We start from the raw sequence: 22,295 nt of genomic DNA, 5'->3' as shown, positions 1-22,295 counted from the left end.
CCCGCCCGTGTTCCGCAACCCGCGTTCGCTGCTGTTCGTGTTCTTCTTCGCGTGCCTGGCGGCGTTGCTGATTTTCAGCGGCGACCCGCCGGACGGTGGGCGGACCGACGCGAACCGGGATTTCCTGGCGGCCTGCGAGGCCAGCCCCTTCGCGGCGCAGAACGCCGGCTCCACCGAGGCGGCGGTGCGGGTGTGCTCCTGCATCCTGTCCTGGCACCGCAAGGAGGGCGAGGCCACCGGCCGGCCGCTTCCCGCCGCGCTCTATGGCGGGGAGGGGGCGGCCGGCGCCGCGGCGATGGCGGTGGACGAGCGGGCGCGGGCCTCCTGCCTGTCCGGGCGCGTGACGCCCTGACGATCGCAGACCCGCTTTTTTGAGAATTGTCCGCAGGATGGGCGGCCGGGGCTTTTCCTTCGGCCATGCCACCCCCATCCTATGGCGCCATGAGCACGCACGACACCCGCAATCCCTGCACGAAGCTCTGCCGCTTCGACGCGGCGGACCGCTGCATGGGTTGCTTCCGCACCCGCGCGGAAGTGAAGCATTGGAAACGCCTGCCGGACGAGACGAAGGCGGCGATCAACGCCCGCATCGTCGCGCGCGGCGGCACCGTCTCCAAAAAGGACGGCAAGCGGGCGAAGAAGCTCGACAGGAAAATCCGCAAGCTGGAAGCGAAGCTCGCCACCCTGCGCGCCCGCCGGTCGGAACTGGAGGGGCCGGTCGTCAAAGCGGCGGAGTGAACGCCGCCTCACCCGATCCCGGCGTGCCGTTCCACATAGAGCAGCAGGGCGGGATAATAGTGCTTCTGTGACGCCGTCAATTTCTGGCAGTAACGGCGTGCCATGCCGTTGGAAAGCCAAGCATCAAGCTCGCCGCTCTCGCGTTTCTGGGCGATGATGCGGTCGATCTTGTCCATGATCTTGTGGATCACGTCCGTTCCTTTTCCGGTGTTGATTTGCTGTGGAAGGTCTGGGTGCCGCAGAGGCGGCGCCGTCGATTGCCCGTTCAATATGAACCTTGGGACGGCGGTGAGCTGCGCATTATGGGCATGCCTGTGTACCGCATTGCACAAAAGTCCGTCCGGGCCATCGAGGCCACGCGCGGGTCTGCCCTTCGCAGGCGTTCGTTGACCGGCTTCCCGGCACCGTCCCATTCTGCACGTCGAAGAAAGAAAAACCGGGAGGACTTGCGGTTGGGATGGCGGTGGACCGCCGCGCCGCCGCAGCCATCATCATGACCGCCATCGCCATGACCGAACGCCGCGCGGAGCTGGACGGCGCCGCCTCCGCCACGCTGGTCCTGCTCTGCCTGCTCTGGGGCTTGCAGCAGGTCGCCATCAAGGTCGCCATGACCGGATTCTCGCCGGTGCTCCAGGGCGGGTTGCGCTCGCTGGGCGCGTTGGCGCTGCTGTGGGGCTGGGCGATGCTGCGCGGCATGCGCCTGTTCGAGCGGGACGGCACGCTGGGGCTGGGCCTGCTGGCCGGGCTGCTGTTCGCCGGGGAGTTCCTGCTGGTCTATGCCGGGCTGTCCTACACCACGGTGTCGCGCAGCATCCTGTTCCTCTACACAGCCCCCTTCCTGGTGTCGGTCGGCGCGCATCTGCTGCTTCCGGGCGAGCGGATGCGCGGCGTCCAGGCGGCCGGGCTGGCCTGCGCCTTCGTCGGGGTGGCGGTGGCCTTCGCCGACGGGCTGCGCCTGCCGACGAACCGCGAGATCGTCGGCGACCTGATGGTGCTGGCGGCGGCGGTGCTGTGGGCGGCCACCACCCTGGTCATCAAGGGCAGCCGGCTGGTCCGCGCCAGCTCGACCAAGGTGCTGTTCTACCAGCTCGCCGTGTCGGGGGCGGTGATGCCGGTGGCCTCGCTTCTGATGGGCGAGCCGGGGGTGATGGCGCCCGGCCCGCTGGCCTTGGCCTGCCTGGCCTTCCAGATCGTGGTGGTGGCCTTCGCCTCGTATCTGGCGTGGTTCTGGCTGGTCGCCCGCTACCCGGCGGCCCGCCTGTCGGCCTTCACCTTCCTGACGCCGCTGTTCGGCGTGCTGTCCGGCGCTCTGCTGTTGGGCGAGCGGGTCAGCGTGAGCCTCGCCGCGGCGATGCTGCTGGTCTGCGCCGGCATCTGGCTCGTCAACCGCCGCGCTCCCGCCGCAAGCGCGTAGAAAGACGGGAACCGCCCCGGCCGCCATCGGTTGGCTCTGCTGTCCCAGCACAAGCAGCGGAGCCGGTTTCATCATGGATTTGAACGGAAAAGTCGCCCTCATCACCGGGGCCGGGTCGGGCATCGGCAAGGCGTCCGCCACCCTGTTCGCCAGCGCCGGGGCGAGCGTCGGCGTGCTCAGCCGCACCGAGGACGAGATCCGCAAGACGGCGGAGGAGATCACCGCGGCGGGCGGCAAGGCGATTCCCCTGGTCGCCGACGTCGCCGACAGCGAGGCGGTGAAGCGGGCGGTGGACCGGCTGGTCCAGGAGTACGGGCGGCTCGACATCGTCTTCGCCAACGCCGGCATCAACGGCGTCTGGGCGCCGATCGACGAGCTGACGCCGGAGGAATGGGACCGCACCATCAACATCAATCTGCGCGGCACCTACCTGACGCTGCACCACGCGGTGCCGCATCTGAAGAAGGCGGGCGGCGGGTCGGTGCTGGTGACCGCCTCGATCAACGGCACGCGGGTGTTCAGCAACGCTGGGGCCACCGCCTATTCCTGCACCAAGGCGGCGCAGGTTGCCATGGTCCAGATGCTGGCGCTGGAACTGGCCAAGCACCGCATCCGCGTCAACGCCATCTGTCCGGGAATGATCGACACCGCGATCCAGGACAACACCCAGGCGCGCAACACCGAAGAAGCCGAGGAGACCGCCGAGTATCCCGACGGCGAGATCCCGCTGACCCGTGGCAAGCCGGGCAGCAGCGCCGACGTGGCGGAACTGGCACTGTTCCTGGCGTCGGATCGCTCGAAGCACATCACCGGCACACCGGTCTGGATCGACGGCGCCGAGTCCCTGCTGATCGGCTGAGGACCCGCTCATGGCGGACAGCTTCATGGCGGACGGTGTCGCGTGGTGGCAGAACGGGGTGATCTATCAGGTCTACCCGCGCTCCTTCCAGGATTCGAACGGCGACGGGGTTGGAGACCTGCCCGGTATCCTTTCCCGGCTCGACCATCTCCAGGCGCTCGGGGTGGATGCGCTGTGGGTGTCGCCGATCTACCCCTCGCCGATGGCCGATTTCGGCTACGACGTGTCGGACTACACGAGCGTCCACCCGATGTTCGGGACGATGGAGGATTTCGACCGGCTGCTGGCGGAGCTGCACCGCCGGGGCATGAAGCTGATCCTGGATTTCGTGCCCAACCACAGCTCCGACCGGCACCCCTGGTTCCAGGCCAGCCGTTCGTCGCGCACCGACCCGAAGCGGGACTGGTACATCTGGCGCGACCCCGCTCCCGATGGCGGACCGCCGAACAACTGGCTGTCGGAGTTCGGCGGCGGCGCCTGGGAATGGGACGCGGCGACCGGCCAATATTATTACCACGCCTATCTGAAGGAGCAGCCGGACCTCAACTGGCGGAACCCGGGGCTGCGCGCGGCCATGCTGGACGCGCTGCGCGTCTGGCTGGACCGCGGTGTGGACGGCTTCCGGGTGGACGCCATCCACCACCTGATCAAGGACGCGCAATTCCGCGACAACCCGCCGAACCCTGGCTGGCGGGAGGGCATGTCGCCGGTCCGCCGGCTGATCCGCCTCCACACGGTGGACCAGCCGGAGGTGCACGACGCCATCACCGCCATGCGCCGCGTGGCGGACGGCTACGGCCCCGACCGGCTGCTGATCGGCGAGGCTTATCTGCCCATCGACCAGCTCATGGCCTATTACGGCGCCGACCTGACCGGCTTCCAGCTTCCCTTCAACTTCCATCTGCTGTCCACACCGTGGGAGGCCAAGGCGCTGGCCGCGCTGATCCGCACCTACGAGGCCGCCCTGCCGCCCGGGGGCTGGCCGAACTGGGTGCTCGGCAACCACGACCGCTCCCGCGTGGCGAGCCGGCTGGGACAGGGCCAGGCGCGGGTGGCGGCCATGCTGCTGCTGACCCTGCGCGGCACGCCGACGCTCTACCAGGGCGACGAGATCGGGATGACCGACGTGGCGATCCCCCCGGACCGCGTGCAGGACCCCTGGGAGAAGAACATCCCCGGCCTGGGGCTGGGCCGTGATCCGGTGCGCACGCCGATCCCCTGGGACGGCGGTCCGCAGGGCGGCTTCACGACCGGCGAACCCTGGCTGCCGCTCGGTCCCGACCATGACCGGGTGAACGTCGCGGCGCAGGCGGCCGACCCGCTTTCCATGCTGGCGTTGCACCGCGCGTTGCTGGCGCTGCGGCGGGCCGAGCCGGCCCTGTCGGTCGGGCGCTACGAGCCGGTGTCGGCGGAGGACGACGTCCTGGTCTACGAGCGCCGCCATGGACGCGACCGTTTCCGCATCCTGCTGAACCTGTCGGCGGCGGAGCGAATGGTGGACGCGGTGCCCGACGCTGCCCATATCCGGCTGTCCACCCATCTCGACCGCGATGGGGAGCCGGCGTCCGGCGCCCTGCGCCTGCGGCCCGACGAGGGGGTGGTGATCGGTTTCGACGACAAGCGAAAGGGTGGGGAATGAGCGGGGACGTGAAGAACAACGCGGCCAAGAACCGTTACGAGCTGACCGTGGGCGACGCCACCGCGGTGGTGGAGTACGAAAAGCGCGACGGGGCCATCGTCTTCACCCACACCGAGGTTCCGGAAAGCATGGCCGGGCAGGGTGTCGGTTCCGCGCTGGCGCGCGGCGCGCTGGAGGATGCGCGCTCCAGCGGGCGGAAGGTTGTGCCGGTCTGCCCCTTCATGGCCAAATACATCCAGCGCCACCCGGAGTACCAGGATCTGGTCGACGCGGACGGCGGACCATCGACGTGAGGCGTTCGCCGTGAAACGGATTCTCCTGGCCGCCGGCTTGCTGTGTCTTCTGCCGGCGGCTGGATCGGCCGCGACGCTGGAGTTGGACTTCGCCGCCTATGGCGGCGGCGTCTCCCTGGCGCGCGGCAGTGTCGTGCTGACCGAGGAGGCGGAGGGCGGCGCCAGCCGCTACCGGGCGGCCCTGGAGGCGGAGGCGGTGCCCTGGCTCGGCCTCTTCACCAATTTCCGCTACCAGGCCGAGTCCGCCGGACGGCTTGAGGCCGGCGCCGCCCAGCCGGACCGCTTCCGCGGCGAGCGGCGCCTGCGCCGCAAGCAGGACATCATGACGCTGACCTTCGGCCCCGATGGGGTGGATGCGACGGCCGAGCCGCCCCTCAGCCCCGACAAGGCGGCGCGGGTGCCGCCGGACAGCCGCCGCGGCAGCATCGATCCGTTGAGCGCCGGGGCGGCGGTGATCCTGACCGCCAGCCGGGCGGGCGGCTGCGGCGGACGCTACCCCGTGTATGACGGGCGCCGCCGCTACGACATCATCATGACGCCGCAGGGCAAGGGCGACCTGCCGTCGTCGCGCTACCGCATCGCCACGGGTACGGCGGAGGTCTGCGCGGTCACCGTCCGTCCGGTGGCCGGCTTCCAGGGCGACCGCGACCGGGACCGCTTCTTCGCCGAAGGGGTGGAGCGCAAGGCGACCGTGTGGTTCGCCCGCGCGCCGGAGAGCGGGCGGGTCGTCCCGGTGACTGTGGAGGTGCCGACCGACACCATGACGGTGCTGGTCCATACCGTCGGCGTGAAGGCCGGCTTGTAACCGGAGTTACGGGTTGGCGGCGAGGCGCCACTGGCCGTCGTCGCCGCGGCAGGCCGTGCCGGTGGCGGACTCCTGGCGGCCGTCGATGGTCACCTTGTGCTGGAACTCCTTGCACTCCCGCCCGGCGGAATCGCGCCCGGCGCGGATCGGGGTGATGGTGCCGCCGGTGTTCGCGCTGTCCGGGCTGTTCCAGCGGATGGTCTGCCCGACCGGCGCGTCGAGCGCGCGGGTCTCGGCGGTCTGCGCCGCGTTGCGGCTGCCCGGGCTCAACTGCTCCATCAGGTAGCCGCCGGCGAAGTAGCCGAGCAGACCGCCGGCGCCGATGGCCAGCAGATTCCCGCTGCCCTTGCCGATCTGCGACCCGGCGAGCGCCCCGACGGCGGCCCCGCCCAGCTTGCCCAGCAGGTCGTTGTCGATGCCTAAGGTGGTGGTGTTGCCGCCGTTGCCGAGCGGGCCGCCCTGCGGGTTGGTCTGGGTCGGCGCGCCGTAACCGCCTTGGCTGAACACCTGCGCCGTGGCGGGCACGGAGGTCAGGGGCAGGGCGACGGACAGGCCAAGGCACAGGACCGAGGCCAAGCGAATCCCGGACAGGCGAATCCCGGACAGGCGAATCCCGGACAGGCGGACAGCGGACACGTCGGCTACTCCTTTATTGCAACGCGATGGTCATCTGAACATCACGGCCCCGCTCACGGTTGAGGCAAAAGGGCGACAATGACCTTCGACGAAGATGGCAATCGTCAGGCGCTCTTCAACTCCGGGACGGCATCCGCCGCGGCACCCCCCAGCGCCTTGCGGACGGCGCGGGCGAGGTCGCGGTCGCGGTAGGGCTTGATCAGGAATTCCGCACCCGGCCCATCGCCGTTCAGCCCTCCGGCCACGCCATGGGCGTAGCCGGAGGCGTAGAGCGCCTTCAGGGCGGGATGGCGGCGCTGCGCCTCCTGGGCCAGTTCCAGCCCGTTCATACCGCCGGGCATCACCACGTCGGTGAACAGCAGGTCCACACGGGGCTCTCCGGCCAACACGGCCAGCGCCTCCGGCCCGTTCTCCGCCTCGACCACGCTGTAGCCGAGATCCTGGAGGGTCAGCACGGCGACCTGACGCACGTCGCGGTCGTCGTCCACCACCAGGATGACCTCGCCCTGGCCGGGCAGCGGGCCACTGTCCTCGCTCTCCTCCGGCGTCTTCGTCTGACGGACGGCTGCGGGCGCGCAGGGCAGATGGAGGTGGAAGGACGTGCCGCGCCCCGGCTCGCTCTCCACCCGGATCAGCCCGCCCGACTGCTTCACGAAGCCGTGGATCATGCTGAGTCCCAGCCCGGTGCCCTTGCCGATCTCCTTGGTGGTGAAGAAGGGCTCGAAGGCGCGGGCCAGAACCTCCGGCGGCATGCCGCAACCGGTGTCGCTCACGGTCATCCGCACATAGCGTCCGGGGCTCAGCTCCGCGTCCCCCTCCTCAGCCTCCACCATCGCGGTGGCGATGGTCAACTTGCCGCCCGCCGGCATGGCGTCGCGGGCGTTGATGACGAGGTTCAGCAGGGCCGACTCCGCCTGGGTGCGGTCCACCAGCGCCGGGCAGAGGGACGGCGCGCTGTCGATCTCGATGGTGATCGCCGAGCCGAGCGTGCGCTCCATCAGTTCGCCCATGTTGCGGACCAGCGCCTCCACGTCCACGCTCTCGGGGTGGAGCTGCTGGCGCCGCGCGAAGGCGAGCAGCCGCCGCGTCAGGTCGGAGCAGCGCAGCGACGCCTGCAGTGCCATCTCCACCCGCCGCGCCGCCTTGGGGTCGTCGAAGGCCATGCGGCCCAGCCGCTCCAGGCTGCCGATGACCACGGTCAGCATGTTGTTGAAGTCGTGGGCGATGCCCCCGGTCAACTGGCCGATGGTCTCCATCTTCTGGACATGGGCGAGCTGAAGCTGAAGCTCCCGCGTGTCGGTGACGTCTAGCACCGTGCCGCAGAGTTCCGGCGGCCGGCCGTCCTCGCCCGGCAGCAGCATGGCCTTCTCCAGAAGCGTGCGGTACTGCCCGTCGGCGGCGCGCCAGCGGTATTCCACCGTGGACACGCCGCCCTGCCGCATCGCGTCGAACTGGACGGCGGCGCGCTCGCGGTCGTCCGGATGCAGGCGCGATTCCCAGAAGCCGCCGTCCGTCAGGAAGCGTTCGGCGGGGAAGCCGAACAGCGCCTCGACATTCTCGGTGACGTAGCGGAAGGGCGTGCCGCGCTCCGGCCCGGCGGTGTAGAGCAGGATCGGCAGGGAGCGGGCGATCATCGCCTGCCGCTCCTCCGACCGGCGCAGCGCCTGCTCGGCTTCCAGCTTCTCGGCCCGCACGCGGTAGTTCTCGGCCATCAGCCGCTCGCGCAGGGCGGCCTGGCGCTTGACCTCCTCGGTCTTGCGGTACAGCTCGACGAAGACGGTGACCTTGCTGCGCAGGATGACCGGGTCCACCGGCTTGAACATGTAGTCGACCGCCCCCGCGGAATAGCCGCGGAAGATGTGCATCTCGTCCTTGTTGATGGCGGTCAGGAACAGGATGGGGATGTGCCGCGACTTGCGGCGGTTGCGGATCAGCTCCGCCGTCTCGTAGCCGTCCATGCCCGGCATGTGGACGTCCATCAGGATCGCCGCGAAGTCCTGGTCGAGCACGCGCTTCAGCGCTTCCTCCCCGGAGCGGGCGAGGACCACCGTGGCGTCGAGGTCGGCCAGGGTTTCCCGCATCGCCAGCAGGTTTCGCGCGTCGTCGTCGACGACGAGCACCCGGACCTCCGGCGGCGGCAGGCCGGCGTCCTCGATCTCGGGGAAGCCGGCGGGCATCGGGGTGTGGGGCATCGGCATCTCCTCACTCCCGTCCGGCAGGGCTGTGCCCCGCGTCGTCGTCCTGCCGGCGTCCGGCCCAGACCCGCAGCAGCGACAGCAGATGGTCGATGTCCACCGGCTTGGCGAGATAGTCGGTCGCTCCCGCCTCGATGCACTTCTCGCGGTCGCCCTTCATCGCCTTGGCGGTGACGGCGATCACCGGCAGGCCGCGCCCGGACGCGGTGGCGCGGATTTCCCGGATGGTCTGGTAGCCATCCATCAGCGGCATCATGATGTCCACCAGCGCCACGTCGAGGTCCGGGTGCGCCTTCAGCAGGTCCAGCCCCTCCGGCCCGCTCTCGGCGTGCAGCACGGTCATGTCGTGGGCCTCCAGGACGCTGGCGAGCGAGAAGATGTTGCGGAAGTCGTCGTCCACGATCAGCGCCTTGCGCCCCGCCAGCACCGGGTCGCGCTGACGGATCTGGTCGAGCGCGTTGCGCTTGTCGTCGGGCAGCCGGTCCACCGCCCGGTGCAGGAACAGCGCCGTCTCGTCGAGCAGCGAGTCCGCGGAATGGACGCTGCGCAACACCACCGTCTCGGCGAGCCGGCGCAGCCGCGCCTCGTCCTCCGGCGCGATGGTGTCGCTGACATAGGCGACGACCGGCATCCAGGCGGTGGAATCGCGGGTGCGCAGGCTGTCGATCAGCTCGAAGTCGCTGGGCTGTGGGATCGTCAGGTCGAGCACCATGCAGTCGAACCGCTCCTGCGCCAGCAGCGCGCGGGCGGCCTCGGCGGAGGCGACGGTGGTGATGTCGATGTCATCCCCGCTGCCGTTCCCGCCCTTGTCGTGGTCGATCAGGCCGGCGATGCCGCCGGTCTCCGGGTTGGGCACCTTCTCGACGATCAACAGCCGGCGCTGGTGCCGCTCCACGAAGCCCTTGACCTTGGCGAGCGCCGCGAAGATCGCCTCGCGGTCGGCCGGTTTCTCGGTGTAGTCGAAGGCCCCCATGGCGAGGCCGCGGCGCCGCTCCTCCTTGGCGGAGATGACGTGGACCGGGATGTGGCGGGTGTGCGGATCGCGCTTCAGCAGGTCGAGCAACGCCCAGCCGTCGATGTCCGGCAGGCCGATGTCCAGCATCACCGCGTCCGGACGGTATTTGCGGGCCATCGGCATGGCCGGGCTTCCGGCGTGGGAGAGGATCGCCTTGAAGCCTTTCTCGCGCGCCAGATCGACCAGGATCGAGGCGAACTTCACGTCGTCCTCGACGATCAGAACCACCGGGTCGCCGGGGCGGATGCGCTCGCGGTCGTCGGCGACGGGGTGGTGCTGTGCCAGCGCCAGCCGCTCCTCCGGTCCCGGCACGACGATGGGCCGCGTCGGGGTGGGGAAGGGGGCCAGCTTCGGCGCCGGGTCGCCGTAGCGGGCGACGTCGAATTCCATGGGCACATAGAGCGTGAAGGCGCTGCCCGCCCCGGACTCGCTCTGCACGCGGATCTCGCCGCCGAGCAGGCGGGCGATCTCGCGGCTGATCGACAGGCCGAGGCCGGTGCCGCCGTACTTGCGGCTGGTCGTGCCGTCGGCCTGCTGGAACGCCTCGAAGATGATGCGCTGCTTGTTCTCGGGGATGCCGATGCCGGTGTCGACGACGGTGAAGGCCAGCACCCCCTCCGCCGCGTTCAGCACGGGGTGGGCGGCGCTCCAGCCTACGCCGGCCAGTCCGACGCGGAAGGTGACGCCGCCGGTCTCGGTGAATTTGAAGGCGTTGGACAGCAGGTTGTTCAGCACCTGCTCCAACCGCTTCTGGTCGGTCTGGATGGCCGCGGGCAGCGGTTGGGTCATGTCGATGTCGAAGCGCAGCCCCTTCTCCTCGGCGAGCTGGGCGAAGGTGCGCTCGACATGGCCGCGCAGGTCGTCCAGCACCACCGCGCCGATCTCCAGCGTGACCGTGCCGGACTCGATCTTCGACAGGTCGAGGATGTCGTTGATGAGGTTCAGCAGGTCGGAGCCGGCGGCGTGGATGGTGCGGGCGAACTCCACCTGCCGGGGGGTCAGGTTGTGGTCGCCGTTGTCGGACAGCAGTTTGGACAGGATCAGCAGGCTGTTCAGCGGGGTGCGCAGCTCGTGGCTCATGTTCGCCAGGAACTGCGACTTGTACTTGGAGGTGAGGGAGAGCTGCTCCGCCTTCTCCTCCAGCGCCTCGTTGGTCTGGCGCAGCTTTTCCTGCTGCGCCATCAGCAGCTCCTCCGACTGGCGCAGCGAGGCGGCCTGATGCTCCAGCCGCTCGTTGGTGGTCTTCAGCTCCTCCTGCTGGCTCTGCAACTCGGCGGTCAGGCGCTGCGACTGCTTGAGCAGCCCTTCGGTCCGCATGTTGGTGGCGATGGTGTTGAGGACGATCCCGATGCTTTCCGTCAGCTGCTCCAGGAAGCTGCGGTGCGTCTCGCTGAAATGGCCGAAGGAGGCCAGCTCCAGCACGGCGTTCACCTCGTTCTCGAACAGCACGGGCAGGACGATGATGTTCAGCGGCGCCGCCTCGCCGAGGCCGGAGCTGATGCGCACATAGTCCTTCGGCACGTTGGTCAGCAGGATCGGCTTCTTCTCGTGGGCGCACTGGCCGACCAGCCCCTGCTTCAGCGTGAAGCGGGTGCCCAGCCCGTCGCGCTCCTTCAGGGCGTAGCTGGCGACCAGATCGAGGACCGGCTCGTCGCCCTCGCGGCTGGTGACGTAGAAGACGCCGTGCTGGGCGTTCACCAGCGGCGCGATCTCCGACAGGATCATGTTGGTGACGGTGACCAGATCGCGCTCGCCCTGGAGCATCCGGGTGAATTTGGCGATGTTGGTCTTCAGCCAGTCCTGCTCCGCGTTCTTCTGCGTCGTGTCGCGCAGGTTGCGGATCATCTCGTTGATGTTGTCCTTCAGCGACGCCACCTCGCCCGACGCCTCGACGGCGATGGAGCGGGTGAGGTCGCCCTTGGTCACCGCGGTCGCCACCTCGGCGATGGCGCGGACCTGGGTGGTCAGGTTGGCGGCGAGCTGGTTCACGTTGTCGGTCAGGTCGCCCCACACGCCGGTGGCGCCGGGCACCTTCGCCTGCCCGCCCAGCTTGCCCTCGATGCCGACCTCGCGCGCCACGTTGGTGACCTGATCGGCGAAGATGGCCAGCGTCTCGATCACGCCGTTGATGGTGTCGGCCAGCGCCGCAATCTCGCCGCGCGCCGCCACGGTCAGCTTGCGCTTCAGGTTGCCCTCGGCGACCGCCGTCACGACCTCGGCGATGCCGCGCACCTGACCGGTCAGATTGGCGGCCATCATGTTGACGTTGTCGGTGAGGTCCTTCCAGGTGCCGGCGACGCCCTTCACCTGGGCCTGACCGCCCAGCTTGCCCTCGGTGCCGACCTCGCGGGCGACGCGGGTGACCTCGCTGGCGAAGCTGTTGAGCTGGTCGACCATCGTGTTGATGGTGTCCTTCAGCTCCAGGATTTCGCCCTTCACGTCCACGGTGATCTTGCGCGACAGATCGCCGTTGGCCACCGCCGTGGTCACGTCGGCGATGTTGCGGACCTGATTGGTCAGGTTGCCGGTCAGCAGGTTGACGTTGTCGGTGAGATCCTTCCAGGTGCCGGCCACACCCTTCACCTGGGCCTGACCGCCCAGCTTGCCCTCGCTGCCGACCTCGCGGGCGACGCGGGTGACCTCGCTGGCGAAGCTGTTGAGCTGGTCGACCATCGTGTTGATGGTGTCCTTCAGCTCGCGGATTTCGCCCTTCACGTCGACGGTGATCTTGCGCGACAGGTCGCCCTTCGCCACCGCCGTGGTGACCTCCGCGATGTTGCGCACCTGACTGGTCAGGTTGGTCGCCATCGCGTTGACGTTGTCGGTGAGGTCCTTCCAGGTGCCGGCCACACCCTTCACCTGGGCCTGACCGCCCAGCTTGCCTTCGGTGCCGACCTCGCGGGCGACGCGGGTGACCTCGCTGGCGAAGCTGTTGAGCTGATCGACCATCGTGTTGATGGTGTCCTTCAGCTCGCGGATCTCGCCCTTCACGTCGACGGTGATCTTGCGCGACAGATCGCCGTTGGCCACCGCCGTGGTGACGTCGGCGATGTTGCGCACCTGATTGGTCAGGTTGCCGGTCAGCAGGTTGACGTTGTCGGTGAGGTCCTTCCAGGTGCCGGCGACGCCCTTCACCTGGGCCTGACCGCCCAGCTTGCCCTCGGTGCCGACCTCGCGGGCGACGCGGGTGACCTCGCTGGCGAAGCTGTTGAGCTGGTCGACCATCGTGTTGATGGTGTCCTTCAGCTCGCGGATTTCGCCCTTCACGTCGACGGTGATCTTGCGCGACAGGTCGCCCTTCGCCACCGCCGTGGTCACGTCGGCGATGTTGCGGACCTGGGCCGTCAGGTTGGCGGCCATCAGGTTGACGTTGTCGGTGAGGTCTTTCCAGGTGCCGGCGACATCCTTCACCTGGGCTTGCTCGCCCAGCTTGCCCTCGATGCCGACCTCGCGGGCGACCCGCGTCAGCTCCGCCGAGACGGTGACGAGCTGCCCGACCATCCGGTTGACCGTCTGGGCGGTCTGGAGGAAGTCACCCTGGAGCGGCCGCCCGTCGACCTCCAGCGGCATCGACTGCGACAGATCTCCCTTCGCAACGGCGCCGATGACGCGGGCCATCTCCCGGGTCGGCTGGGTCAGGTCGGCGACCATGGCGTTGACGCTGTCCACGCAGGCACCCCAGCCGCCGGATGCGGTGGGCAGGCGGACGCGCTGGCCGATCCGGCCCTCCTTGCCGATGGCGACGCTGACCCGGCCGACGTCCTCCACCAGGGCTTCGTTCATCTCCACCACGTCGTTGAAGGCGGCGGCGATCTCGCCGTCCAGCCCGTCCAGGTCCAGCGGCAGGCGCACGGAAAAGTCGCCCTTGCGGAACTGGCGCAGCGCGCGCAGGAGAAGCTGGGGAGAAAGCCGGTCGTGAGCGTCGGTCATCGTCATGAGGCGATGGTCCCTGAGAAGTCCAGTCCTGTGGCTCGGATGTGCCCTCGCGCCGCATCGGCGGGGCGCCCGGCGGAACGCCGGAATGGCCGCGCGCCGGAGCGGCGCAGCCATGGGACGGCACGCGGAAGGCGGCGGGGGCTAATGTCGGGGGGCGGCGTTGTTCAGCAGGGTCTTCAGCTGGCGCTCGTCATAAGGCTTCTGGATGAAGCCGTGCGAGCCGGCGGCGCGGGCGCGCTCCAGCAGGACGGGGTCGCTGGCCCCGGACATGAAGATGCTGCCCACGGCGAAGCGCTCGCGCAGAGCCTGCGCGGTCTCGATGCCGTCCTTCGGCCCGGCGAGGCCGATGTCCACCAGTGCGAGGGCGGGGCGTTCCCGCTCGGCGATCTTCAGCGCGTCGGCGGCGTTGGCGGCGACGCCGCAGACCTCGTAGGACAGCTCCTCCAGCATGTCGGTCAGATACATGGCGACGATCGTCTCGTCCTCGACGACCAGGACCCGGACGGGGGTGGCTGCGGCGGTTGCGGTCCCGTCCGCCCCGGCCCGTGGTGACCTGTTGATCGGGTTGGTCATCCCTTATCCCTCTTGTCGTTCTGCCGGCTGCGGTGCCGGGAGGGCGCTGATGAGACGCCCGCCCTTTCCGCCGCCGAAACCCGAGCGGAGGCGTCGGATGCCGGCGAAGCTGACCGGGACGAGTAGCACGGAGGGGTGAGGCAATTAAGGGAGAAAAGGTCAAATACCCCCTACAGGTTATACCCAATAGAGTGAGCGCACTCCAAAAGAGGGCACGCATATTCCTTATCCTTGATAGGGAATAGTGCGAGGCGGGAGCGTTCAGACCGTCTTTGCTTTGCGTCGATTGAAATACATGGCGGAAATGCGCGGCTGCCATGTGGCGATGTGCAGGCTTATTAATAATTTTGCAAGCAATTTTACGCGTAATCTTGCTTCTCTCCACGAGGCGGGCGTGGAGTCGACCATTGGGGTGCTGGGGACCGGGATGAGCGTTGCCCCGACAAACGGGCCGGGCGATGGGACGGACTTGAGCCTGGAGGATCTGGCGCAGGCCATCAGAGCCCACCGGCTCTATCTGGCGGCGCGCCCGAACGGCCTGCGCCTTCAGTTGAAGGCGGCGGACCTGACCGGCTTCGACCTGTCGGGGCTTGTTCTGTCAGACGCCATTCTGACCGGCGCGAATTTCCGGCGCAGCGTTCTCCAGCGCTGCAACTTCGACGGGGCGGATCTGTTCGGCGCCAGCTTCGTGTCCGCCGATCTGCGGGAGGCCTCGCTGGTCGGGGCGGACATGCGCGGGGCCAACTTCACCAAGGCATGCCTGCGCAACACCCTGTTCGAGCGGGCGGACCTGCGCCCGGGGCAACTCGTGCTGTGGAAGGACCGGCGCAAGGCCCGGCAGGAGGCCGCGCTGCGGGAAGCCGTCCTGGTCAACGCGAACTTCACCGACGCCGACCTGACCAACGCCAACCTGACCCGCGCCAACCTGGAAGGGGCGGATTTCAGCAACGCCGCCCTGTTCGGCGCCAACCTCAGCGGCGCCGATCTGCGCGGCGCCGATTTCAGCATGGCGAAGCTGAAGGGCGCCATCCTGAACAACGCCGCCGTCGCCGGCGCCACCTTCCAGGGTGCCGACCTGCGCGACGCCGAACTGCGCAACGTCGCCATGGCAACCGCCGACTGGGCGGAGGCGCGCATGATGGGCGCCATCTACCACCGCAACCAGTCTGACTTTCCACCGGAAATCCGCGAGGGGCTGGACGGCCATGTCCGTTGGATCAACAGCAACGGCAAGCAGGGCAAGCGGTTCGATGTGTCCGACGCCGCCTTCGTCGGGACGGATTTCGACGGCTGCGACCTGAGCGGGGCGATCTTCCGCAACTGCGACTTCACGCGGGCGAGCTTCCGCGACAGCAAGCTGCAGATCGCCCAGTTCCCCGGTTGCCGCATGCGCGAGGCCTGTTTCGAGAACTCCGAACTGTCCGGTGCCAGCTTCGAAGGCTGCGACCTGACCCGCGCCATGATGCGCAATGCGGTGATGCGCGCCATCGAGCTGCTGGCGGCCAACGGCCAGCCCACCGGACGAATGTGGCCGACCAATCTGCGCAACGCCCAACTGGCCGACAGCGACATCCGCGGCGCCGACCTGCGGGGCGCGCGGCTGACCGGAGCGGACCTGACCAACTGCAATCTGTCGGGCGCCGACCTGCGCGACACCGACATCGACAAGGCCAACACCAGCGGAACGACGCTGGTCCATTGCCGATTGAAGTGACCGAGAATTTTAATCCCGAAAAATTTTCGCAAAGAGTTGGTCATTTTGTCGCAGGGCATGCTCGCCGCCCATGCCCGGCATTGTGCATGCCTGCACAGCAGGATTAAAACGCCGGCCGAGGCGGCGGCTGGTTTCCCAAGCCGCTTGTCATGATCGAAGCCAAGTAACGGGCCGGCCATCGCCGCGCGCCGAAGCGATGAATATTGATCGTGGCGAAGCGAGGGACGCAGGATGTCCTGCGGGCTTTGGGTGGCCGTGCCTGTCTTTTGGGCATTTGAAATCGAGGATAGCGCAATGAAGCGTAGTGTTGCCGTTCTGGCCTTCGGCCTGTTCGCCGCCCTTCCCGGAATCGCCTCGGCGCAGGACGCCGATGCGGGCGAGAAGGTGTTCAACCAGTGCAAGGCTTGCCACACCATCGAGGCCGGCGGCCCCAACCGCGTCGGCCCCAACCTGCACGGCGTCGTCGGCCGTCCGTCGGGCTCCATCGAGAGCTTCAAGTATTCCGACGCGATGAAGGGCGCCGGGCTCACCTGGGACGAGGCCAACCTCGACAAGTATCTGACCGACCCGAAGGGCACCGTCCCCGGCAACAAGATGGCCTTCGCCGGTGTGAAGAACGAGCAGGCCCGCAAGGACCTGATCGCCTTCCTGAAGAAGAACAGCTGACGCGTCCGTCAGCCCACGCACGGCGTGGCCGGGAGGGGCAGGGTTGCCCCTCCGGTGCCGCCGGCTCCGAACCCCAGTGCCTCAGGCGACCGCCGGAAGCGGGCGCAGGCCGGCGGTGAGACGCTGGACCTCGGTGGCGAAGCGGTCGGCGACGTCCGGCGTCAGTTCGAACCGGACATGCAGATCCTGCTCCTTGCCCCCCAGCACCGCGAAGGGGAGGGAGACGGTGCAGCCGGGAATGGTCAGCACGCCGCGGCTGCCCATTTGCGAGCGGTCCAGGCCGCGGATGGTGGCGCCGCCTTCCGACAGATTGGTGAGCTGTCCGGCGAGCGATCCCACCGCCCCGGCCACGGTGCAGGGCAGGTTGACCTCGAAGCGCGGGGCGCGGCGGCGGTCCACCTCCGGCGTGGCGGTGCGCACGGCGCGCACCAGCATCTCGCGCAGCTGATCGATGCTCCCCGCCACGTCGGACGCGACGCGGCGCACCTCGTCGGCGCGGCTGCCGGTCACCGCCGCTTCCTCCGACACATGGGCGATGCGGGACGACACCTCCTGGGCGGCGGCGGCGGTCTGGCCGACGTTGCGGGAAATCTCGCTGGTCGCCGCCCCCTGCTCGTCCATGGCGCTGGCGATGCTGCTGGCGACGCCGTCGATCTCGGTGATCGTCCGCCCGATGTCCTGCACCGCGTCGACGGCCCCGGCGGTCATGCTCTGCAGGTCGGTGATCTGGCGGGAAATCTCCTCGGCCGACTTGGAGGTCTGGGTGGCGAGATTCTTCACCTCCTGGGCCACCACGGCGAAGCCCTTGCCGGCCTCGCCGGCGCGGGCCGCCTCGATGGTCGCGTTCAGCGCCAGCAGGTTGGTCTGGCTGGCGATGTCCTGGATGAAGGTGGCGACCTCCCCGATGTGGCCGATGGCGTCGGACAGGGACAGCACCACATCCTCGGTCTTGCGGCCGCTTTCCACGGCGCGGCGGGAAATCTGGCTGGCGAAGGTGACCTGCCCGGTGATCTCTGCGATGGAGGCGGTGAGCTGGTCGGTGGCCGCCGCCACGGCCTGGGCGTTGCCCAGCGCCTGTTCCGCCGCCGCCGCCACGCTCTGCGAGTTGGCGGACACGGTTTCGGCGGAGCTGGCCATCGCCTGGGCGTTGCTGTCCATCGAGACGGAGCGCTCGGCGACGCGGTCCACGGCGGTGCGGGTTTCCTGCTCCACCGTGCGGGCCATGGATTCCAGGGCGGCGATCTTGGCGGCCTCGGCCTCGCGACGCTCGCGCTCCTGCGCCTCGCGCAGGCGCTGGTTGTCGATGCCCTTCTGGCGGAAGACCTCGACGGTCTTGGCCATGGCGCCGATCTCGTCCTGGCGGTCCAGACCGGGCACCGTCACCTCGTAACGCTCGTCGGCCAGCAGGAACATGGTGCCGCGGATCTGGTCCAGCGTGCGGAACTGGCGCCGCACCACCAGCAGCATCACCAGGGCCATGCCGACGGTGATGACCGCCGCCAGTTGGACGATGTTGGGCACCACCTCTTCCAGCACGCCCAGGGCGACGCTCTTCTTCAGGCCGACGAACAGCACGCCGATGACCTCGCCATTCCGGTCGATGATCGGATCATAGGCGGTGAAATAGGCCTCGCCCAGGATGTCGGCCTCGCCGCGGAAGGGCTCCTTGCCGTCGATGACGGCGCTGTAGACCGGGCCGCGGGCCAGCTTGGTCCCGACGGCCCGGCTGCCGTCCGCGTTGTGGATGTTGGTCGCCACGCGGGTGTCGCCGCGGAAGATGGTGGCCACGCCGCCGGTCACGCTGCGCACGGTGTCGACGATGTCGTTCGCGCCGTCCAGCTTGACATCGTCGATGTAGAGCGCGCCGTCCTTGAGCCGGTACTCCGACCCTCGCTGGTCGAGCAGCATCCGGAAGTTGGTGATGGCCTGCTCCCTCCGCTCCGCGGCGTCCTTGCTGATGCTGGCGGTGATCTTGGCGATGGTCGCGTAGGTCAGCGCGCCGGACAGGGCAATCAGACCGATTGTGCACAGAATGGTCAGCTTCGTCGCAAGGCTGAGCGTGCGGAGGGGATTCATCGGCCGAAAACTCCTTGAAACATCGTCGGGTCGTCCCGGAGGCGCCGGGACGGCGGCGCATTGGTAACTTTGTCGCGTATTTGTAACAAATAGTTTTATCAACCCCGGGACGCACCGGATCCCGGCAATGTGAAAGTGTCGTTGCGGCATCGGATGCCCGCCCGGAGGAAAGTGATTGTATTATCAGGGTTATTGACCCCATTCCTTTTGGGCGGTGCACAAACTAAACCATCTGTTAATCATGAAGTGGGACAGCATGCCGCATGGGAATTCCTTTTCCCGATACCTTTGGTTTGACGAAAATGTTATCGGTTGGTGTCCTTTCATTACAGAATACAAACATTCGCCATGCCGGATTCCCTGCGCGCCCTTGACGTTGCGAAGACCGCTTATTTCGATCTGGGACCGGAGGCGGTCGGCAGCCTGCAGCAGGCGTCGCCGATCATCGCCAGAGCCCTTCCGGGAATTCTGGACCGCTTCTACGCCCGCACCTTGTCGCAGCCCGAACTGGCCGCGCTGTTCACCAGTCCGGCGCAGGTCGAGGGCGCCAAGCGCGCCCAGATCGCGCATTGGAACCGGCTGTTCGAAGGCCGCTTCGACGACAGTTACAAGGAATCGGTGCGCGCGGTCGGCATCGCCCACCACCGCATCGGGCTGAGCCCGAGCTGGTACGTCGGCGGCTACGCCTTCATCCTGGGCGAGATCATGGCCGCCCTGGCGCAGAGCATGGGCGGGACCCTGCTGACCGGCAGCCGGCTGGCCTCGATCGTGACCATGCAGCGTGCCGTGGTGTCGGCGGTGTTGATGGATCTCGACGCCGCCCTGTCCGTCTATTGGGACCGGCTGATCGACGAGCGGCTCCAGGCGGTGGACGCGATGGTCGATTCCATCGACCACGAGGCCAACGACGTGGTGGACAGCGTCGCCAGCTACACCGCGGACCTGCGCCGCACGGTCGGTGACCTGGACAGCGTCTGCGCGGCCGTGAAGGACAGCATCACCGGCACGTCCGCCGACACCGCGGAGGCGCTGGACGCCGCCCAGACCGTCGCCGCAGGGGCGGAGCAGCTCCAGGCCGCGGTCGGCGAGATTTCGGTCCAGGTCGGCGGCGCGTCCCGGATCGCCGGCGAGGCGGTGGAGAAGAGCGGCGAGGCCCGCCAGATCATGGCGCAGCTCAGCACCGCGGCGCAGGAAATCGGCGGCATCCTGAACCTGATCCGGGCCATCGCCGGGCAGACCAACCTGCTGGCCCTGAACGCCACCATCGAGGCGGCCAGGGCCGGGGAGGCCGGCAAGGGCTTCGCGGTGGTGGCCACCGAGGTGAAGAACCTCGCCGGGCAGTCGGCCAAGGCTGCGGACGAGATCGCCGCCAAGGTCGGCGCGATCCAGGCGGTGGCGGAGCAGGCGATCACCGGCATGGACGGGGTGGCCACCACCATCACCACCATGCAGGAGATCAATTCCTCGATCGCGGCGGCGGTGGAGCAGCAGTCCTCCGCCTCGCGCGAGATCGCCCGCAGCATCGGCGAGGTCACCGGCATCTTCCGCGGCATCGCCAGCCGGATGACCGAGGTCGGCGGCGAGACGCAGCGCGCCACCACCGTGGCCTACACCGTCGGCGAAAGCGCCAACCGCATGCAGGAGGCGCTGGACACCCTGCCGTCGCTGCTGGCGCGGGCCATCCGCACCTCCTCCGATCTGGCGAACCGGCGCCACACGCGCCGCCGTCCGGTCCTGCTCGACGGCAGCGTGGACCAGACGCCGGCGCTGGTCCGCGACATCTCCGAATGCGGCTGCTACGCCGAGACGAAGGGGGAGGCGCCCAGCGGCGGGCAGGTCACGGTGTCGCTTCCCGGCTACAAGCTGTCGCTGCGTGGCTCGGTGGTGGCCCGGCACGACAACCGGCTGCACATCCGTTTCGACGAACGGAAGATCGGCCGCGAGGAGGTGGACCGCATGAGCCGCGACGGGGTGGGCGAACTGGTCCGTCTCGCCAAGCAGGACCATCTCGCCTTCGTCGAGAAGATCATGGAGGCGGTGGGCGGGCAGCGCACGCTTCTGCCGGCGGACCTGTCCACCCATCACTCCTGCCGCCTCGGCCGCTGGTACGACAGCGTGAACGATCCCCGGACGATGCGCCTGTTGACCTACAAGGGCATGGCCACCCCGCACCGCACCGTCCATGATTCGGGTCGCGAGACGCTGCTCGCCCTCCAGGCCGGCAACCGCATGGAGGCCGAGCGTCACGCCGCCGAGATGAAGCGGGCGTCGGCGGAGGTGATCCGCTTGCTGGACGAGATGGAGCGCGACTTCGCCCGGACCCTCGCCGAGGCCGCGGAGTAGCCGGCCCCTGTGGGCGGTCCCGCCGGGCGTCAGCGCCCGGCGGCGTCCGGGGGGGCTTCCGGCGGGTTGTTTTCCGACGGCGGCTGGTCCAGGGTGGACAGGCGTCCGGCCAGACCGTCCGGTTCCTTGGCGGCGGTTTCGTGAGGGGTTGCGGTCCCGGTCGCCGTTCCCGACGCTCCCGTTCCCGATTTGGCGTCGTCGCCGGTGTTCAGGATGACCGGCAGGCCGTCCCGCCCGCCGATGATGATGGTCTTGGCGTTGGAGGAGGTGGCGAAGGCCCGCGTCGCCTCGATGCCGCGCAGGCGCAGATACTCCGGTGTGATGTTGCGGGCGACGATGTCCTGGAAGTCGCGCACGCCCTCCGCCTCGATCCGCTTGCGGTCGCGCTCCTTGATCTCGCGTGCGATGCGGAAGTCGTATTCCTCCATGATCTGCTGCTGCTCGATCTTGCGGTCGATGGCCTGACGGACCAGCGGCGGGAAGCTGACCCCGGCCACCAGAACATCCTCCACCCGGATCATCACGGAGGCATAATCGTCGGGGACCACACCGGGAGGCAGCTTCAGCGCCTGCAGATCGGTCGGTGGCGAGGGGAACTGCTGCTGGGCCTCCCGCAGCAGGAAGCCCTGGATGTCGGCGCGGTTGATCGAATAGAAATTCTCCGGATTGTGCTTCGACACGAATTCGTAGACGAGGCTGGCGATCTCCGGATGCACCAGCTTTTCCGCATAATCGTCGCCGGCCAGCTTGTGGACCAGACCGGCGGCGGGCGGGTTGACGCGGTAGCGCAGCGCCACGGCCACCGTCATCGACATGCCGTTGGCCGCCACCGCCTCGTAGGTGCGGGTGTCGGTGCGCAGGCGCACGTCGTACATCGTCACCCGATCCCACGGGAAGATCAGGTGGGTGCCTTCGCTGTAGACCCGGTCGGTGACCGTGCCGCCGAAGAAGCGCAGCCAGAGCACGCCGACATGGCCGGACGGCACCTCGACGAAGACCGCGGGCGCGATGGCGAGGAAACCGAGGATCAGCGTCAGGGCCAGCGCGTAGATCGACACGCTGCGCCGCTTCAGCCAAAGGCCGGCGCGCTGCGGTAACGGCGCGCGGGCGACGCCGTTGTCGGTGGACGGATCCAGCGTGGTCATCGCGGTCTCGTCGTCAGCATCTTCTCACGTTCCCGCGTGCTGGGGCGGCCCACCGCCTGGATCACGAAGTTCACCGGCGGAGTCAGGAAAAAGGCCAGCAGGAAATGGCCGATGAAGCCGATCGTGGTGTTGCGGCCCATGACGGCGCATACCAGACAGGCGACGAGATAGAGCATGGCGAGAACGAGGGGCATGCGCGTCCGGCCTTGGAAGGGGAGCAGGGCGGAGGGGTGACGGCGGACGGAGGG

The 22,295-nt window shown here is 68.5% G+C and carries 18 protein-coding genes; 10 read left to right on the top strand and 8 right to left on the bottom strand.

Annotation, left to right across the window (positions count from 1 at the left end; all coding sequences use genetic code 11):
- The first annotated feature begins 7 nt into the window (after window positions 1–7).
- Window positions 8–352, top strand: coding sequence for a hypothetical protein (locus DXK32_RS00095; protein ID WP_114856640.1), 345 nt, complete (start codon window positions 8–10; stop codon window positions 350–352).
- A gap of 89 nt (window positions 353–441) precedes the next feature.
- Window positions 442–738 (top strand): DUF1289 domain-containing protein, encoded by a 297-nt coding sequence (locus DXK32_RS00090; protein WP_114856639.1) that lies wholly within the window; start codon window positions 442–444, stop codon window positions 736–738.
- Window positions 739–746: 8 nt separating this feature from the next.
- Here DXK32_RS00090 and DXK32_RS00085 read toward each other — a convergent pair whose 3' ends face one another.
- The gene (locus tag DXK32_RS00085; RefSeq protein WP_114856638.1) at window positions 747–929 is read right to left on the bottom strand and encodes a hypothetical protein; all 183 of its coding nucleotides are present in this window, start codon (window positions 927–929) and stop codon (window positions 747–749) included.
- Window positions 930–1,195: 266 nt separating this feature from the next.
- Here DXK32_RS00085 and DXK32_RS00080 point away from each other — a divergent pair, with 266 nt between their 5' ends.
- The 5 genes from DXK32_RS00080 to DXK32_RS00060 all read left to right on the top strand — a co-directional run bounded on the left by DXK32_RS00080 (window position 1,196) and on the right by DXK32_RS00060 (window position 5,748).
- Window positions 1,196–2,152, top strand: a complete 957-nt coding sequence (locus DXK32_RS00080) for a DMT family transporter (RefSeq protein WP_247876892.1) — start codon at window positions 1,196–1,198, stop codon at window positions 2,150–2,152.
- A 73-nt stretch (window positions 2,153–2,225) separates the two neighbouring features.
- Window positions 2,226–3,011, top strand: a complete 786-nt coding sequence (locus DXK32_RS00075) for an SDR family oxidoreductase (RefSeq protein ID WP_114856637.1) — start codon at window positions 2,226–2,228, stop codon at window positions 3,009–3,011.
- A gap of 10 nt (window positions 3,012–3,021) precedes the next feature.
- Entirely contained in the window at window positions 3,022–4,650 is a 1,629-nt protein-coding gene (locus DXK32_RS00070; RefSeq protein WP_247876891.1) for an alpha-amylase family glycosyl hydrolase, read from the top strand.
- Entirely contained in the window at window positions 4,647–4,943 is a 297-nt protein-coding gene (locus DXK32_RS00065; protein ID WP_114856636.1) for a GNAT family N-acetyltransferase, read from the top strand. Before DXK32_RS00070 ends, DXK32_RS00065 begins: the two co-directional genes overlap by 4 nt.
- Before the next feature lie 10 nt (window positions 4,944–4,953).
- Entirely contained in the window at window positions 4,954–5,748 is a 795-nt protein-coding gene (locus tag DXK32_RS00060) for a DUF3108 domain-containing protein (RefSeq protein ID WP_114856635.1), read from the top strand.
- Between the two features lie 6 nt (window positions 5,749–5,754).
- On the opposite strand, the gene DXK32_RS00055 is transcribed toward DXK32_RS00060, so the two are convergent.
- The 4 genes from DXK32_RS00055 to DXK32_RS00040 all read right to left on the bottom strand — a co-directional run bounded on the left by DXK32_RS00055 (window position 5,755) and on the right by DXK32_RS00040 (window position 14,103).
- Window positions 5,755–6,384 carry an RT0821/Lpp0805 family surface protein gene (locus DXK32_RS00055; RefSeq protein WP_247876890.1) on the bottom strand — a complete coding sequence of 210 codons (630 nt, stop codon included), beginning with the start codon at window positions 6,382–6,384 and terminating at the stop codon, window positions 5,755–5,757.
- A gap of 104 nt (window positions 6,385–6,488) precedes the next feature.
- Window positions 6,489–8,576: a response regulator gene (locus DXK32_RS00050; RefSeq protein WP_247876889.1), complete on the bottom strand. Its 2,088-nt coding sequence runs from the start codon at window positions 8,574–8,576 to the stop codon at window positions 6,489–6,491.
- Window positions 8,577–8,586: 10 nt separating this feature from the next.
- A complete protein-coding gene (locus DXK32_RS00045; RefSeq protein ID WP_247876888.1) occupies window positions 8,587–13,530 on the bottom strand; it encodes a HAMP domain-containing protein in 4,944 nt (1,647 codons plus the stop codon).
- Window positions 13,531–13,671: 141 nt separating this feature from the next.
- The gene (locus DXK32_RS00040; protein WP_114856633.1) at window positions 13,672–14,103 is read right to left on the bottom strand and encodes a response regulator; all 432 of its coding nucleotides are present in this window, start codon (window positions 14,101–14,103) and stop codon (window positions 13,672–13,674) included.
- Window positions 14,104–14,497: 394 nt separating this feature from the next.
- On the opposite strand from DXK32_RS00040, the gene DXK32_RS00035 reads away from it, so the two are divergent.
- Complete coding sequence (locus DXK32_RS00035; protein WP_247876887.1) at window positions 14,498–15,817, top strand: pentapeptide repeat-containing protein; 1,320 nt, start codon at window positions 14,498–14,500, stop codon at window positions 15,815–15,817.
- 294 nt (window positions 15,818–16,111) lie between these two features.
- Complete coding sequence (locus DXK32_RS00025) at window positions 16,112–16,483, top strand: c-type cytochrome (protein WP_040136324.1); 372 nt, start codon at window positions 16,112–16,114, stop codon at window positions 16,481–16,483.
- Window positions 16,484–16,564: 81 nt separating this feature from the next.
- Here DXK32_RS00025 and DXK32_RS00020 read toward each other — a convergent pair whose 3' ends face one another.
- Window positions 16,565–18,559, bottom strand: coding sequence for a methyl-accepting chemotaxis protein (locus DXK32_RS00020; protein ID WP_114856630.1), 1,995 nt, complete (start codon window positions 18,557–18,559; stop codon window positions 16,565–16,567).
- A gap of 348 nt (window positions 18,560–18,907) precedes the next feature.
- Here DXK32_RS00020 and DXK32_RS00015 point away from each other — a divergent pair, with 348 nt between their 5' ends.
- Window positions 18,908–20,902: a protoglobin domain-containing protein gene (locus DXK32_RS00015; protein ID WP_114856629.1), complete on the top strand. Its 1,995-nt coding sequence runs from the start codon at window positions 18,908–18,910 to the stop codon at window positions 20,900–20,902.
- Between the two features lie 29 nt (window positions 20,903–20,931).
- Here the strand turns inward: DXK32_RS00015 and DXK32_RS00010 are convergent, their stop codons facing one another.
- Complete coding sequence (locus tag DXK32_RS00010) at window positions 20,932–22,047, bottom strand: prohibitin family protein (protein ID WP_114856628.1); 1,116 nt, start codon at window positions 22,045–22,047, stop codon at window positions 20,932–20,934.
- A partial coding sequence (locus DXK32_RS00005) for a hypothetical protein (protein WP_247876886.1) occupies window positions 22,044–22,295 on the bottom strand: 252 nt, incomplete at its 5' end. The genes DXK32_RS00005 and DXK32_RS00010, both read right to left, overlap by 4 nt.

This window comes from Azospirillum brasilense (assembly GCF_003349955.1).
In the GTDB taxonomy this organism is placed as follows: Bacteria; Pseudomonadota; Alphaproteobacteria; order Azospirillales; family Azospirillaceae; genus Azospirillum; species Azospirillum brasilense_B.
This window is presented reverse-complemented; position numbering and strand designations above follow the sequence as displayed.

Coding starts and splice junctions, on each gene's coding strand:
- DXK32_RS00090 (WP_114856639.1), top strand. CDS start 442: ATGAGCACGCACGACACCCGCAATCCCTGCACGAAGCTCTGCCGCTTC.
- DXK32_RS00080 (WP_247876892.1), top strand. CDS start 1,196: ATGGCGGTGGACCGCCGCGCCGCCGCAGCCATCATCATGACCGCCATC.
- DXK32_RS00075 (WP_114856637.1), top strand. CDS start 2,226: ATGGATTTGAACGGAAAAGTCGCCCTCATCACCGGGGCCGGGTCGGGC.
- DXK32_RS00070 (WP_247876891.1), top strand. CDS start 3,022: ATGGCGGACAGCTTCATGGCGGACGGTGTCGCGTGGTGGCAGAACGGG.
- DXK32_RS00065 (WP_114856636.1), top strand. CDS start 4,647: ATGAGCGGGGACGTGAAGAACAACGCGGCCAAGAACCGTTACGAGCTG.
- DXK32_RS00050 (WP_247876889.1), bottom strand. CDS start 8,576: ATGCCCCACACCCCGATGCCCGCCGGCTTCCCCGAGATCGAGGACGCC.
- DXK32_RS00045 (WP_247876888.1), bottom strand. CDS start 13,530: ATGACGATGACCGACGCTCACGACCGGCTTTCTCCCCAGCTTCTCCTG.
- DXK32_RS00040 (WP_114856633.1), bottom strand. CDS start 14,103: ATGACCAACCCGATCAACAGGTCACCACGGGCCGGGGCGGACGGGACC.
- DXK32_RS00025 (WP_040136324.1), top strand. CDS start 16,112: ATGAAGCGTAGTGTTGCCGTTCTGGCCTTCGGCCTGTTCGCCGCCCTT.
- DXK32_RS00020 (WP_114856630.1), bottom strand. CDS start 18,559: ATGAATCCCCTCCGCACGCTCAGCCTTGCGACGAAGCTGACCATTCTG.
- DXK32_RS00015 (WP_114856629.1), top strand. CDS start 18,908: ATGCCGGATTCCCTGCGCGCCCTTGACGTTGCGAAGACCGCTTATTTC.
- DXK32_RS00010 (WP_114856628.1), bottom strand. CDS start 22,047: ATGACCACGCTGGATCCGTCCACCGACAACGGCGTCGCCCGCGCGCCG.